Source organism: Nonomuraea turkmeniaca, from assembly GCF_005889735.1.
Lineage (GTDB): Bacteria > Actinomycetota > Actinomycetes > Streptosporangiales > Streptosporangiaceae > Nonomuraea > Nonomuraea turkmeniaca.
The window spans coordinates 33,584-48,081 of record NZ_VCKY01000008.1 but is presented as its reverse complement, the minus strand read 5'-3'; the positions used below and the strand labels follow the sequence as shown (position 1 = coordinate 48,081).

10 protein-coding genes are annotated in these 14,498 nt (G+C 69.4%); 5 read left to right on the top strand and 5 right to left on the bottom strand.

From position 1 onward, the window contains the following. Nucleotides 1-77 precede the first annotated feature (77 nt). On the top strand, nt 78-1,292 hold the full coding sequence (locus tag ETD86_RS03770; RefSeq protein ID WP_138664706.1) for an NYN domain-containing protein: 1,215 nt from the start codon (nt 78-80) through the stop codon (nt 1,290-1,292). Between the two features lie 221 nt (nt 1,293-1,513). On the opposite strand, the gene ETD86_RS03765 is transcribed toward ETD86_RS03770, so the two are convergent. Further along, nucleotides 1,514-2,143 (bottom strand): response regulator, encoded by a 630-nt coding sequence (locus ETD86_RS03765; RefSeq protein WP_138664666.1) that lies wholly within the window; start codon nt 2,141-2,143, stop codon nt 1,514-1,516. A 3-nt stretch (nt 2,144-2,146) separates the two neighbouring features. Next, complete coding sequence (locus tag ETD86_RS03760) at nt 2,147-6,325, bottom strand: HAMP domain-containing protein (protein ID WP_138664665.1); 4,179 nt, start codon at nt 6,323-6,325, stop codon at nt 2,147-2,149. A gap of 461 nt (nt 6,326-6,786) precedes the next feature. On the opposite strand from ETD86_RS03760, the gene ETD86_RS03755 reads away from it, so the two are divergent. Continuing rightward, nucleotides 6,787-7,989 (top strand): PP2C family protein-serine/threonine phosphatase, encoded by a 1,203-nt coding sequence (locus ETD86_RS03755; protein WP_246147581.1) that lies wholly within the window; start codon nt 6,787-6,789, stop codon nt 7,987-7,989. A gap of 117 nt (nt 7,990-8,106) precedes the next feature. On the opposite strand, the gene ETD86_RS03750 is transcribed toward ETD86_RS03755, so the two are convergent. From ETD86_RS03750 to rho, 3 genes are all read right to left on the bottom strand, one after another. Then, nucleotides 8,107-9,873, bottom strand: coding sequence for a S9 family peptidase (locus tag ETD86_RS03750; protein ID WP_138664663.1), 1,767 nt, complete (start codon nt 9,871-9,873; stop codon nt 8,107-8,109). Between the two features lie 144 nt (nt 9,874-10,017). After that, on the bottom strand, nt 10,018-11,052 hold the full coding sequence (locus ETD86_RS03745; RefSeq protein ID WP_138664662.1) for a putative RNA methyltransferase: 1,035 nt from the start codon (nt 11,050-11,052) through the stop codon (nt 10,018-10,020). 153 nt (nt 11,053-11,205) lie between these two features. Further along, nucleotides 11,206-12,318: a transcription termination factor Rho gene (gene rho, locus ETD86_RS03740; protein WP_138664661.1), complete on the bottom strand. Its 1,113-nt coding sequence runs from the start codon at nt 12,316-12,318 to the stop codon at nt 11,206-11,208. Between the two features lie 396 nt (nt 12,319-12,714). Here rho and ETD86_RS54805 point away from each other — a divergent pair, with 396 nt between their 5' ends. The 3 genes from ETD86_RS54805 to ETD86_RS03730 are packed head-to-tail and all read left to right on the top strand — an operon-like array spanning nt 12,715 to nt 14,494. After that, nucleotides 12,715-12,858, top strand: a complete 144-nt coding sequence (locus tag ETD86_RS54805) for a hypothetical protein (RefSeq protein ID WP_170222865.1) — start codon at nt 12,715-12,717, stop codon at nt 12,856-12,858. A 10-nt stretch (nt 12,859-12,868) separates the two neighbouring features. Next, nucleotides 12,869-13,612, top strand: coding sequence for an MBL fold metallo-hydrolase (locus tag ETD86_RS03735; RefSeq protein WP_246147579.1), 744 nt, complete (start codon nt 12,869-12,871; stop codon nt 13,610-13,612). A 24-nt stretch (nt 13,613-13,636) separates the two neighbouring features. Continuing rightward, nucleotides 13,637-14,494 carry a TolB family protein gene (locus ETD86_RS03730; protein ID WP_138664660.1) on the top strand — a complete coding sequence of 286 codons (858 nt, stop codon included), beginning with the start codon at nt 13,637-13,639 and terminating at the stop codon, nt 14,492-14,494. The last annotated feature ends 4 nt before the right edge of the window (nt 14,495-14,498 follow it).

Sequence of the window (14,498 nt, the reverse complement as noted above, 5' to 3'; positions counted from 1 at the left end):
TGAGAGAGGGCCGCCGAGTCCGGTCTCTGACGGTGCAGAGCCAGCAAGGTCGGACCACCATGAAAGGGGCGGTGTCAGTGGATCGCTGTGCGCTGTTCGTAGACGCCGGCTATCTGCTGGCTGACGGAGCGATGGCCGTGCACGGCACGCGTCATCGAGAAGCGGTTGCCTGGGACTACCCGGGGCTGCTCCAGCTGATGACCAGCCTGTCGCGCGAGCGCACCGGCCTGCCCCTGCTGCGGTGCTACTGGTACGAGGCGACGGTCGAAGGCCGCCGCACGCCGGAACACGACGCGCTGGCCGACATCCCCGGCCTCAAGCTCAGACTGTCGCGCATCAGGCCCGGGCGGCGCGAAGGCGTCGACGCCCAGGTCCACCGCGACCTCATGACGCTCGCCCGCAACAACGCCATCTGCGACGCCGTGGTCGTCAGCGGGGACGAGGACCTGGCGCAGGTCGTGTGCGACGCGCAGGACCTCGGCATCAGGGTGAGCGTCATCCACATCGCGGCCGACGGCGGCTGGGCCGTCTCCCGCTCGCTCCGGCAGGAGTGCGACGACCTCGTCGAGCTGGGCGCCGTCCACCTGCGGCCATACATCTCCCTGGTGACCGGCATCACCGAGGCCGCCTCCAACGGGCACCACCAGCCGCTCAGCAACGGGCAGGCCTCGCTGCCGCCCTCGCCGTCCTCGATGCCGTCGTCGTTGCCCCCGGCCACGCCGTCCACCGGCAGCCACGCGGCCGGGTCGTCCTCCTCTTCCACGTCGAGCAGCCAGCCGTCCTCCAACGGGCCGTCGACGTCGGGACGCGGGCATTCGTCCTCCACACCGCCCGTGCTGCCCACCTATTCCAGTTATCAGCAGGCGGAGCAGCCGACGTCATCGGCTCCGGTGACCGGGCCCCTGCAGGCGCAGCCGCAGTCGCCCAGCACCGGGCAGTTCGCCTCGCCGTCGAGTGGGGGGACGTACCAGCCGTCGCAGCTCGGGCCGTACACCGGGCCGCAGCCCGCGCCCGTCACGCCGCCGCCCGCCGCGACCGCGGGCGCCACCACGCTCTCCGACGCCGTCAAGGCCGCCCACCGGGAAGGCCACGACTTCGGTGAGTCCGTGGCGAGGGACGCGCCGGCGCTGTGGTTGGAGGCGGTGCTGGCCCGCAAACCGCGCATGCCGTCCGACCTGGAGGCGCGGCTGCTGCAGGGGTCGTCGTTGCCGATCGATTTCCTGCTGCACGATGAGGTACGCCACGCGTTGCGTCGCGGCTTCTGGGACGCACTCGAACGCGCCCGTCACTGACCGCACCCTTCCCTTACTGAACGCCCCGCACCAGCACCTTCCCGCTACACCATTTCTCCGGCAGCCCGGCCCGCCGCCTTCCTCAGGCCGCCGCCTTCTCCGGCCATCCCTCCGCCGCCTTCCGGCCACCCGCTGTCCCTGCACATGCGCGCCGCCGCCCACGCCCTGGGCGGCCGGGCGCAGGACGTGGACGTGCCGGCCGGCCACCGGTGCAGGGGAGATCAGGACAGGGCGTCGAAGCCGGCGCGTAGATGCGTCACCCGGTCCGTGAGGTCCGACAGCGGGGCCGCCAGCGCCGGGTCCTGGATCTTCCGGGCCAGCTCCCGGATCCGGGCCAGCTCGTCCTCGACCGCCGTCAGCCGCCGCGACAGCTCCGGCAACACCGACGCCTGATCCCCGGTCCCGGGCGGCAGCTCGCCGCTGACCCGATCACGCAGCAGGGACGCCTGCTCGGCCAGCCGTTTGTTCATGTTGTACAGCTCGGTGAACACCGACACCTTCGCCCGCAACACCCACGGGTCGAACGGCTTGGTCAGATAGTCCACAGCGCCGGCCGCGTACCCGCGGAAGGCGTAGTCGGGCGCGCTGTCCACCACGGTCAGGAAGATGATCGGAATGTTCCTGGTCCGCTCGCGCCGCTTGATATGGGCAGCCGTCTCGAACCCGTCCATGCCCGGCATCCGCACGTCGAGCAGGATGAGCGCGAACTCGGTGTTGAGCAACGCCTTGAGCGCCTCCTCACCCGACCGGGCACGCACGGGCACCAGGTCGAGTGAGCTGAGGATGGCTTCCAGCGCGATGAGATTTTCCTCGCGGTCATCGACCAGGAGGATCTTCGCTCGCTCCGGCATCGATCACGACCCTTCGACTGATGAGTCGGATGTGGCTCCCCGGCCGCGGCTGAGCCAGCCACGCAGGCGTTCGAGCAGGCGATCCACGTCGACTGGCTTGGGCACGTAGTCGGACGCGCCCGACGCGATGCTCTTCTCCCGGTCGCCTCGCATGACCTTGGCCGTCAGCGCGATGATCGGCAGGTCGGCGAACTGCGGCATGCGCCGGATCGCCGAGGTCGTGGCCCAGCCGTCCATCTCCGGCATCATGATGTCCATCAGCACGAGCGCGACGTCCTCGTTCCGTTCGAGCTGCTCGATCCCCTCCCGGCCGTTCTCAGCGTAGACGACCGTCGAGCCGTGCCGCTCCAAGACGCTGGTCAGCGCGAACACGTTGCGGATGTCGTCGTCCACGATGAGGATCTTCGCGCCGCTGAGCGGGTCGTCGCCCTGCCACTGGACAGGCGTCTCGAGCGGCGGCTCGACCAGCTCGGGCATCGGCATGTCGAGCGGCATCGGCGGCTCGGGCAGGGTGACGGTGGCGGGCTCGTCCGCCGGCGAGGCCATCAGCTGCCGGCGGCCCACGCCGCCGTCGGTCGCGGCCAGCGGCCCGGTGTACGAGGCCGGCAGGTAGAGCGTGAACGTGCTGCCCTTGCCGAGCTCGCTGTCCACGTGGATCTCGCCGCCGAGCAACCTGGCGATGTCCCGGCAGATCGCCAGGCCCAGGCCCGTGCCGCCGTACTTCCTGCTCGTGGTGCCGTCGGCCTGCCGGAACGCCTCGAAGATCACGTCCCGCTTGTCCGGCGCGATGCCGATGCCCGTGTCGACCACCTGGAACGCCAGCAGGTCGCGGGCGTCGTGCAGCGTGTCGTCGTCGAAGTCCACCCCGGGCGGCGCCATCGCGACCCGCAGCTTCACCTCGCCCCGCGGCGTGAACTTCACCGCGTTGGACAGCAGGTTACGCAGCACCTGCTGCAGCCGCTGCTCGTCGGCACGCAACTCGTTCGGAACATCGGACTCGACATCCACGCTGAACGACAGCCCCTTGTCCTGGGCGAGCGGCGCGAACGCCGCCTCCAGCAGATCGACCATCTTCGGCAACGACACCTGGATCGGATGGATGTCCATCCGGCCCGCCTCGACCTTCGACAGGTCGAGCATGTCGTTGATCAGCTGCAGCAGCGCCGAGCCGGCGCTGTGGATCGTCCGGGCGAACTCGACCTGCTGTGAGGTCAGGTTGCCCTCGGCGTTCTCCGTCAGCAGCTTGGCCAGCACCAGCAGGCTGTTGAGCGGCGTGCGCAACTCGTGCGACATGTTCGCGAGGAACTCGGACTTGTAGCGCGAGGAGACGGCGAGCTGCTCGGCGCGCTCCTCCAGCGTGCGGCGGGCCTGTTCGATCTGGAAGTTCTGGATCTCGATCGCGCGGTTCTGCTTGGCCAGCAGCGCCGCCTTGTCCTCCAGCTCGGCGTTGGACCTGCGCAGCTCCTCCTGCTGGCGCTGCAGCTCGTCCGAGCGCTCCTGTAGCTCGCGGGTGAGCCGCTGCGACTCGGTCAGCAGGTCCTCGGTACGGGAGTTGGCGATGATCGTGTTCATCGTGACGCCGATGGTCTCGACGAGCTGCCGCAGGAAGTCCAGATGCACGTCGCCGAACGGGGTGAACGAGGCCAGCTCGAGCACGCCGAGCACGCGGTTCTCGAACAGGATCGGCAGCACCACGATCTGCGCGGGCGTGGACTGGCTGAGCCCGCTCTCGATGGTGATGAACTGCGGCGGCACGTCGTCGAGCACGATGTGCCGGCCCTCGGCCGCCGCCTGGCCGACGATGCCCTGGCCGATGGCGAAGCGCTGGCGCGGCCCCCGGCCGGGGCGTACGCCGTAGCCGCCGATCAGCACCAGCTCGTGGTCGCCCTCGGGGTCGATGCCGTAGAAGGCGCCGTAGCGGGCCGACACCAGCGGCGTCAGCTCGCTCATCGTGAGCTTGGCCACCTCGAACAGGTCGCGATGGCCCTGCATGAGCCGGGAGATGCGGGCCAGGTTGGACTTGAGCCAGTCCTGCTCCTGGTTTGCCTGGGTGGTCTCGCGGAGGTTGGCCACCATCGAGTTGATGTTGTCCTTCAGCTCCGCCAGCTCGCCCTGGGCCTCGACGGCGATCGAGCGGGTCAGGTCGCCGCGCGCCACGGCGCTGGTCACGGTCGCGATGGCACGCACCTGGGTGGTGAGGTTGCCGGCCAGCTCGTTGACGCTCTCGGTGAGCCGCTTCCACGTGCCCTCGACGCCCTCGACCCGGGCCTGGCCGCCGAGCTGGCCTTCGGAGCCCACCTCGCGGGCCACTCGGGTGACCTCGGACGCGAACGACGACAGCTGGTCCACCATGCGGTTGATGGTGGTCTTGAGCGCGAGGATCTCGCCCTGGGCGTCCACGTCGATCTTGCGCATGAGGTCGCCGTTGGCGACGGCGGTGGTGACCTCGGCGATGTTCCGCACCTGGTAGGTGAGGTTGTTGGCCATGAAGTTGACGTTGTCCGTGAGGTCCTTCCACACACCGGACACGCCCTGCACCCGCGCCTGACCGCCGAGCTTGCCCTCGGTGCCCACCTCGCGGGCGACTCGGGTGACCTCGTCGGCGAAGGACGACAGCTGGTCCACCATCGTGTTGAGGGTGTCCTTCAGCTGCAACATCTCGCCCTGGGCGTCGACCGTGATCTTCTTGGACAGGTTGCCCTGCGCCACCGCGGACGAGACGGCCGCGATCTGGCGCACCTGCGAGGTCAGGTTGTTGGCCATCGAGTTGACGTTGTCCGTCAGGTCCTTCCAGACCCCGGACACACCGCGGACCTGCGCCTGGCCGCCCAGCTGGCCCTCGGTGCCCACCTCACGGGCGACTCGGGTCACCTCGGAGGCGAACGACGACAGCTGCTCGACCATCGTGTTCATGGTCGACTTGAGCTCCAGGATCTCGCCCTGGGCGTCCACGTCGATCTTGCGGGTGAGGTCGCCGTTGGCCACGGCCGTGGTCACTTGGGCGATGTTCCGCACCTGGTAGGTGAGGTTGTTGGCCATGGAGTTGACGTTGTCGGTGAGGTCCTTCCAGACGCCCGACACGCCCTTCACCTCGGCGCGGCCGCCGAGCTTTCCTTCGGTGCCGACCTCGCGGGCGACTCGGGTGACCTCGTCGGCGAAGGACGACAGCTGGTCCACCATCGTGTTGAGGGTGTCCTTCAACTGCAGGATCTCGCCCTGGGCGTCGACGGTGATCTTCTTCGACAGGTTGCCCTGGGCCACCGCCGTCGCCACGGTCGCGATGCTGCGTACCTGTGAGGTCAGGTTGTTGGCCATGAAGTTGACGTTGTCGGTGAGGTCTTTCCAGACCCCGGACACGCCGGTGACCTGTGCCTGACCGCCGAGCTGGCCTTCGGTGCCCACTTCGCGGGCGACTCGGGTGACCTCCTCGGCGAACCCGGACAGCTGGTCCACCATCGTGTTGACGGTGTTCTTCAGCTCGAACATCTCGCCCACGGCGTCGACCGTCACCTTGCGGCTCAGGTCGCCCTTGGCCACCGCTGTGGTCACGACCGCGATGTCGCGCACCTGCGCGGCCACGCGCGAGGACATCGTGTTCACGGCCTCGGTGAGGTCGCGCCAGCTTCCCGACATGCCGCGGAGGTTGGCGCTGCCGCCCAGCCGGCCCTCGGTGCCGGCCTCGCGGGCCACCCTGGTCACCTCGGAGTTGAACAGCGCGAGCTGGTCCACCATGCCGTTGATGGCCTTGCCCAGGCGGCGCACCTCGCCACGGGCCGACCGGTCGAGGTCGATGCGCCGCGACAGGTCGCCCTTGGCGACCGCGTCGATCACGTCGGCCGCCCCGCTCACGGGGCTCACCAGGGCCTCGATCAGCTGGTTGACCGACTCGACGCTCTCCGCCCACGCGCCCACGCCGGGTCCGGGCGTCAGCCGCTCGTTGAACCGGCCCTCCTTGACCACTTCCTTGCGGACGCGGACGAGCTCGTTGGCCAGATGTTCGCGACGGTCCGCCACCTCGTTGAGCAGCAGCCGAACCTCGCTGAGAATGCCGGGAGGCGCATGAGGCACCCGACGCCGGAAATCGCCGTCACGCCAAGAGAAAAGGGTCTCCAGGATCGGCACGAGATCCGATTCGGTGTACGTCCTCTCCTCGGGGCTTAGCGCGGCCTTGGCCGTGGTCATGGGGCCTCCTTCACTCGCTGCTGCCTCGGCGAGTGATTCAAGTCTGTCACGATGAGTAGCTCGTAGTCCTGTCCTTGGATTTACCCCAAGTCAGTGAGAAGTGTGGTAGGCACGGTGGGATGACTGCTTCTCCCCATGCGGTGCTGGCTGCGACGTTCGCGCCCGGCGAGACCGCTGTGACGGCTGCGATGAGGTTCACGCGTGAGGTCATGACCGCGTGGGCCACCGGTGGCGTGCTCCATACCGCCGAGCAAGTCGCTGGGGACTTGGCCGAGCAAGTCGCTGACGAGCCGTTTGAGGTTATTTGGAAGCATTTCGGGGATGCCGTACAGGTCGAATTCCGACAACGAAGCGTCTCCCAGAGTGATCCGAAAGCTCCTTCCGCGAACGTCGAAGAGTGGGGAGTCACCTTCGCGGGCGATTCCCGTGTCCATTGGGCTAGGCTCACGCTACCTGGCTCCGTGGACAGGGTGGCCGCTGAATGGCTGGAGGAGAGGTCCGCCGGGCCGCATTGGTTGGGGTTCCTGGCTGACGCGAGCGACCTGCTCGCAGGCACTCTCGACCCCGACATGGTGCCGGCGATCATCGCTCAGATCGTGGTGCCGAGGTTGGCGAGCTGGTGTGCCGTCTACACCTCCGACGGCGCCGCGGGACCGCTGCGGCTGGTCTACCTTTGGCACGCCGACGAGGCCAGGATCGACGGTCTGCGCGGGCAGCTGGCGGACATGGACGTCGCCGCCGCCGGCACCAGCGTCACCTCCACCATTCACCTGGCGGACTCCCAGGTGCTGGCGGTGCCGCTGACGGCACGCGGCCGCAGCCTCGGCATGATGTGCCTGGGCCGGCCCGACCGCTTCCGCGACGACGTCATCCAGTTCGCCGACGACATCGGCAGGCGCGCCGCCCTCGCCATGGACAACGCGCGGCTCTACGCCCAGCAGGCCGCCGCCAACCGGGCGCTCCAGCGCAGCCTGCTCCCGCCCAACGAGCCCGAGGTGCCGGGGCTGGACTACGGCGTCATCTACGAGCCCGCGGGCGAGGCCAACGAGGTCGGCGGTGACTTCTACGACCTGTTCAAGGCGGGGGACGACTCCTGGCGGTTCGCGATCGGCGACGTCTGCGGCACCGGTCCCGAGGCCGCGGCCGTGACCGGCCTCGCGCGGCACACGCTGCGGTTGCTGGCGCGGGAGGGGTACGGCGTGGCCGCCGTGCTCGGACGGCTCAACCAGGCGATCCTGGAGGAGGGGGAGCGGGCGAGATTCCTCACGCTCCTGCACGGCGACATCACCCCCGTGGAGACCGGTCTGGAGGTCCGCCTCGTGTCGGCCGGGCATCCCGAGGCGCTGCGGCTCAAGCCGAACGGCAAGGTCGAAGCCGTCACCACGCCGCAGTCGCTGCTCGGGGTCTTCCATGAGGTCGTGTTCGAGGCCGACACCGTCCACCTCGACCACGGCGACGTGCTGCTGGCCGTCACGGACGGGGTGACCGAGCGGCGCTCCGGCGGGCGCCTGCTCGACGACGACGGTGGCCTGGCCAAGCTGCTCGGCGAGTGCGCCGGGCTGTCGGCCAGGGCGGTCGCTGAGCGCATCCGCAGGGGCGCGGCCGAATTCGCCTCCGAACCGAGCGCCGACGACCTCGCCATCGTGGTGCTGCGCGCCCGCTGACGCGGCGTGGTGCTCGATATGGACCTCCCGGTGTGCGGCCGTGCGCGCGAATCGTGACAGCGGTCAGGCCCGACGGTCAAGTCCGCCTGGTCAGGAACTCTTTACAGGTTGTCAAGGTCAGTGTGAGTTTACGTGCTTCCGTGCGAATTCCAACTGCGCCGCGAGCTGCGCGATTCGCTCGGACACCACGAGCCAGCCGCGGACGGCGTCGTAGGTGTAGACCTCGTGCTCGCGGCCGTGCTCGGCGAGCTTGGCGACGTACTTCTCGATCTGGCGTAGCGGGCAACGTGTGTCGTTCTCGCCCGCGAGGATCAGCAGGGGGGCCTTGACCTGGTCGACGTACGTGATGGGGGAGCTGGCCGCGTACCGCTCGGGTTGCTCGTCGGGTGAGCCGCCGAGCAGCGCGCGGTGGTAGGCGCGCAGGCTCTCGGCCTCGTCCTCGTACGCGGTCTCGTGGCAGGCGATCGGGACCGCCGCGATGCCGGCCGCCCACAACTCGGGCTGGGTGCCGAGACCGAGCAACGTGAGGTAGCCGCCCCATCCCGAGCCGGTCAGCACCAGCCGGTCCGGGTCGGCGATGCCGCGCTCGACCACGCAGTGGCGTACGGCGGCCACGTCGGCCAGCTCGATGTGCCCCACGTCGCCGTGGAGCGCGTCGCGCCAGGCCGAGCCGTAGCCGGTCGAGCCGCGGTAGTTGACCCGCACCACGGCGAAGCCCGCGTCCACCCAGGCCGCGACCTCGGCGGAGAAGGCGTCGCGGTCGTGTGCCGTCGGCCCGCCGTGCAGCAGGAAGACCGCCGGGTGCGGCGCGGTGCCGGTCTCGGGCTTGGAGATCAGCGCGTGGATGCGGCCGCCCTCGCCCTCGACGTCCATGTCCTCGACCGGCACGCTCGGCGGCGCGGCCGGGCCGCCGGGGTTGACCACGACCTGGCCGGTGCTGGAGCGGATGACCGGCGGGCGGGAAGCGCTGGACCAGGAGTATTCGACATGGCCGCCGGGCCGGGGCACCGCCTCGTCGATCACGCCGTGCGGCGTGTCGATGAGGGTCAGGCCGCCGCCGGCCAGGTCGTAGCGGTGCAGGTAGCTGCGGGCCCGGTCGTCGCGGAGGATCAGCAGGCCGCGGCCGTCGTCGTACCACTCGGCGTCCAGATCGCCGGAGTCCTTCAGCCAGATCTCGCGCTGCTCGCCGGTCACCGGATCCCAGACCAGGGGCTCGTGGCGCTGGCGGCGCTCGTGCAGGGCGAGCAGGCGGCGGTCGCCCAGGACCGGGGCGAAGTGGAGACCGATCACGCCCTTGCCGGGGCCGTCGTACAGCTCGCTGATCGTGTCGCCGTTGGCGCGGAGGACGCGGAGCGCCGGGTGACGGAAATCGCCGTATTCACCGTGATTTATCGCAATAAGAGAGCCGTCGAGGGACATATCGCACACCCAGGCGGCCTCGGCGTGCTCGTAGAGCAGTTGGTACGGCTCGCCCTCGCGTACCAGATGAGTGCGGAACATGCCCTCGCTGGCGAGGGTGATGGCGGCGAGCCCGGTCGTGGACAGTGCGATGCCGCCGGGCTGGCCCGGCGGCAGGCCCGGGGCGGCCGGCTCGTCGGGGCCGCCGGTGAACGGCTGACGCCACCACATGCCGAACTCGTCGGCCTCGGTGTCGGCGAACCAGTAGATCCACTGGCCGGTGGGGTCGATGGCGGCGTACGCGGTGCCCTTGGGCCGGTCGGTCACCTGCCGGATGGAGCCCATCACGCGATCCCAGGCGTAGACCTCCCACTTCCCCGTGGCGTTGGAGCGGTAGATCGAACGGTTCGGAGCCTGACGCGCCCAGGAGGGCAGCGTCATGCGCGAGGCCTGGAACCTGGCCTGCCAGCGTTCCTCCGCCTTCATCCCGCGCGCCCCCTCCCGTTGTCGTCCCGCGTTTCCCGGCCTGGGATGCCGTCCAGTATTGCGCCTGCACCAGGGAAATACTCACGGAATGTGGGGGAATTTCGGACTAAATACCCCATCAGTAACACCAGTCGCACATGTCCGTCAAGGAACAGGTCTTGAGCGGGGTGCGGGCTCGAAGATAGACAGATGAAACGCCGCGCGCGTTACTACTTTTTCTGTGACATTTCGGGAGACATATCCCTCGATGCGCTTTTCAAGGTCGGGCGCGTCGGTGTGCCAGGCGCTCGGGCCCATCCCGATGACCTGGGCGATGTCGCCCGGACCCAGCTCCATGTCGAACTCGATCGAGCGCCGGCCGGTCTCCGCGAAGCCCTCCATGCTGCGCGCGACCCTGCGCTCCTTCTCCTCGTCCACGGAGAGCAGCCCCAGCCTTTCGACGAGCGGACTCAGGTGTGTCCGCGCGGGCGTGACGAGCACCACAGCGCCGTCCGGCCGCAGGATCCTCCTGAACTCGGGCCCGTTCCTGGGCGCGAAAACGTCGATCACCACGTCGGCCACCCCATCTCGGATGGGAAGCGGCCGCCACACGTCGGCCACGAAGGCTCCCGCCCTCGGATGCACCCGCGCCGCCCGGCGTACAGCGTGCTTCGACACATCGAATGCCATCCCGATGCCATCGCTCACGGCATTGAGCACGGTCGCCAGATAATGCCCGGTTCCCGTGCCGGCGTCGACGATCACCGGTGCGGTCCTGCCCTCCGCGCGGCGACCCTCGACGTAGTCCCGGTCTGACACAGGACCTCCTGCTGGTCCCACGCCGTAACCGGCCTCCATTCCCGCCCCACGGTACGCCCTCAGCCCGCTGCCGTCATTCGTTTCGGTGGACGACTCATGTTCTAGTGGAGCGTTCTGCCCCGATGTGTGCGCCCGCACGCTCTCGGCCACGGCGGTGGCAAGGGGGGCATAGTGGCCGGCGTCGAGGAAATCGGCCCTGGCGGCCACCATCGCCGCGCTGTCGGCCGTGCCTGGTGGCCTGGAGCCGACGAGGAGGCTGACGTATCCCTGCTTGGCCACGTCGAACGCGTGCCCGTTGGCACACCGCACCGCCCGCTCCTCCAGCCGCACGTCGGCGCGGCATACGGGGCAGACCAGGTATTCGACGATGTCAGCCAACATGCGCCCCATTCTCGTGCACCACCCCACCGTCCACCCGCCGGGTGCCGGGCGGCCTGGCGGGCTCCATCGGCCTGCCGGTGTGGGGGCTGCGAGGCGGTGGCCAGACGGCCCGTGGTGCGGGGCTCGCCCTGGCGACGGCGCGTGGGCCGATGGTCAGGCGGTGGTGGCGGCCGCTTCGAGGAGGAAGGCGGCGTTGGAGGAAGTGGAGCGGAGCTTGTCGACGAGGACCTGGAGTCCTTGCTGCTTCTCCAGCCCGACGAGCATCCGCCGCAACCGCCAGACGACCTTCTGCTCCTCCGGGTGCAGCAGCATCTCATCCCGACGCGTCCCCGAGGCCTCCAGGTCCACGGCCGGGAACAGCCGCCGCTCGGCGAGCTCGCGGGTGAGGTGCAGCTCCATGTTGCCCGTGCCCTTGAACTCCTCGTACAGGTTGTTGTCCATCCGCGACCCCGTGTCCACGAGCGCGGTGGCGAGGATGGTGAGCGAGCCACCGCCCTCGACGTTGCGGGCGGCGCCGAAGAAGCGCTTGGGCGGGTAGAGCGCGCGGGCGTCGATGCCGCCGGTGAGCACCCGGCCGCCGCTGGGCGCCAGGTTGTTGTAGGCCCGCCCCAGCCGCGTCAGCGAGTCGAGCAGCACCACCACGTCCCGCCCGGACTCGACGAGTCGCTTGGCGCGTTCGACGGCAAGCTCGGCGACGGCGGCGTGGTCGCGGTCGGGGTGGTCGAAGGTCGAGGAGAAGACCTCGCCCGCGAGGGTGGCCCGCATCTCGGTGACCTCCTCGGGCCGCTCGCCCACGAGCACGATCATGAGATGCACCTCGGGGTGGTTGCGGGCGATCCCGGCGGCCAGGGCCTGCAGGACCATGGTCTTGCCGGCTTTGGGCGGCGCGACGATGAGGCCGCGCTGTCCCTTGCCGATGGGTGCGATCAAATCGATGACGCGTGTGCTGAGCGACTCGGTCTCGATGACGAGCCGCTCGGTCGGATGCACGGGCGTCAGGTCGGCGAAGCCGGGCCGCTCGCGCCACCGCGTGGCGCCGTTGACGGACTCGACGTCGGCGAGCCTGTTGCCGGCGAAGGTGGCGACCACGTGGTCGCCGGGCCGCAGGTCGAACCGCTTGATCTTGTCGGGCGGCACGCGCACGTCGCCCGGCCCCGGCAGGTGCCCGGCCCGGATGAACGCGGAGTTGTCGCGTACGTCCAGGAGACCGATCACCTGCCGCATGGCCGCGGCCGTGCGCTGTTCAGGAATGGTTTGTACAGACATGGTGAACCCCTCTGGGGGAGAACGCGCCGAACCCACGAAGGTCGGCGAGTGATGAAGAAAGCCGGGCCCTCGAACCGAGGAGCGGGGCTGAGATCGAAGATCAGCGGAGCCGTAGCTCAACGCTGGTGGGAACATACCACACGATCTGACCCAGTAAACGCCTAGCCCTCTTGGGCTATTCCCGGGCGATTCTCGGGTCTTCGCGCACAAGCGCGGGACACGCCGCGTGACAATGTTCTTCTCAACGCCGTACTGCGAGGAAAATTACCGCGGCCGGTGTATCGAAGGGCACCGAGCCCCCTCCAGAGCAGCGTCATCGTGTGTCAAGCGACATGCAGGACCCCTGCAACTCGGTGAGGGTTCCATAAGACCAACAGCACTCCTTGGGGGAGCATCATGAAGACCATCAACCACTGCCCGCGGTGCCACCACGAGCTCGACGAGGGCCCGATCATGTACCGGTGCGCGAACTGCTGCCGCGCCGTCTACGCCGCCGACCTCGAGAACGAGTACGTTCCGCGCCACCCCATCGCCGCCTAATCTGGGGCGCGTGCCGCATCAACCGATAAACGTGTCCGGCGTCGAGGTGACACCGCTCTGCGACGCCGTGGGGCCGATGGGGACGGCGATCCGCCGCCCGCTCGCCGAGATGTTCCCCGGTTCGAGGCTCCGGGACGAGCCGTGGGTCCTGCACTTCCACTGCTATCTGCTGCGTTCGGCGGCAGGCCGCATCACCTTGGTCGACACCGGCATCGGCGGCGCCGATTCCCCGGCGTCCAGCTGGGCGCCGGTTCCTGGAACCCTGGCCGGTGAGCTGGCCGCGGCCGGCGTCACGCCCGCCGACATCGACACCGTCGTCCTCACCCACCTGCACAGCGACCACGCCGGCGGCGTGGTCACCGACGACGGCACTCCGGCGTTCGAGAACGCGCGTTACGTGCTCCAGCAGGCCGAGCTGGACGCCGCGAAAGGCCCCGTGCTCGACCGGCTGCTCGACCCGATCAAGGGGCAGCTGCACGTCGTCGAGGGCCAGGCCGAGGTCGCGCCCGGGATCCACGTGCACCTCACGGCCGGTCACACGCCGGGCCACCAGATCGTGCGGGCCGGTGACGTGGCCATGACCGGCGACCTCGTCCTGCATCCCGTTCAGCTCGACGACCCCGGCGTGCGTTACCTGTACGACGACGACCAGGAAGCGGCCGCTCGTATCCGTGCGGAGATGCTCGCCACGCTCAGGGCCGAGCACGCGATTCTCGCCACCGCCCACTTCAGCGAGCCTTTCCTGCGTCTTTGAGCGGGTCGGGCAACATGACGTCGTATGAAGACATGCGTACTGGCCGCCGCCGTCGTCGTGCTGGCTCCTACGGCGGCGTCGGCCTCCGCCGCGCCTGAATTGTCGGGTGCGGCGATATATGCCGGTTCCAATAACCAGCTCAGCCGCTACCAGGGCGGCGAGTGGAGCACGCTGGCCAAGACGGGCGACCTGCCGCAGTTCGCCGCCTCGCCCGACGGGCGGAAGGCGGCCTGGTTGACGTCGGACGGCCGGCTGCAGATCAGGCAGGGCGGCAGGACCACCACGATGGTGAGCGGCCTCCAGGGCGGCACGCCATGTCTCACTCCGGTCTGGTCCGCCGACTCGACGGAGGTGGCGTACCCGCAGGGCGACACGATCATGGCCGTCAAGGCCGACGCCACCGCCGCCCCGCGCCGGCTCGGCAGGTCGAGGGGCGTCTGCCACCTGGCCTGGTCGGCGGACGGCCGGTACGTCGCCGGCTACACCGGCGAGGCCGACGCCCTCTACCGGCTCAACGTCAAGACCGGCAAGTCCGCCCAGGCCAAAGGCGTCAGCCTCATCACCCACGTGCAGAGCATGTCGCCGGACGGCCGCCACGCCATCGTGGAGGTGCCGCGGAACGCGGACACACTCGGGGACGGCAGCTGGCCGTCCCGGTTCAAGCCGGTCGTCGTGGACACGGCCACCGGCAAGAGGCGTACGCCGAAGGTCAAGGGCCGGCTGATCGGCGCGCTCTACCTGCCGGACGGCCGGATGGTGGTGCGGGTGGCCGGCACCGAGCACAACACCCTGGTCGTGCTCGACCGCGCGGGCGCGGAGCTCCAGCGGATCGAGGAGCCGGCCAAGGCCAAGAACCAGGCGCTGCTCCAAGTTCTGCCATAGTGCC

Coding starts and splice junctions, on each gene's coding strand:
- ETD86_RS03765 (WP_138664666.1), bottom strand. CDS start 2,143: ATGCCGGAGCGAGCGAAGATCCTCCTGGTCGATGACCGCGAGGAAAAT.
- ETD86_RS03760 (WP_138664665.1), bottom strand. CDS start 6,325: ATGACCACGGCCAAGGCCGCGCTAAGCCCCGAGGAGAGGACGTACACC.
- ETD86_RS03750 (WP_138664663.1), bottom strand. CDS start 9,873: ATGAAGGCGGAGGAACGCTGGCAGGCCAGGTTCCAGGCCTCGCGCATG.
- ETD86_RS03745 (WP_138664662.1), bottom strand. CDS start 11,052: ATGTTGGCTGACATCGTCGAATACCTGGTCTGCCCCGTATGCCGCGCC.
- rho (WP_138664661.1), bottom strand. CDS start 12,318: ATGTCTGTACAAACCATTCCTGAACAGCGCACGGCCGCGGCCATGCGG.
- ETD86_RS54805 (WP_170222865.1), top strand. CDS start 12,715: ATGAAGACCATCAACCACTGCCCGCGGTGCCACCACGAGCTCGACGAG.
- ETD86_RS03730 (WP_138664660.1), top strand. CDS start 13,637: ATGAAGACATGCGTACTGGCCGCCGCCGTCGTCGTGCTGGCTCCTACG.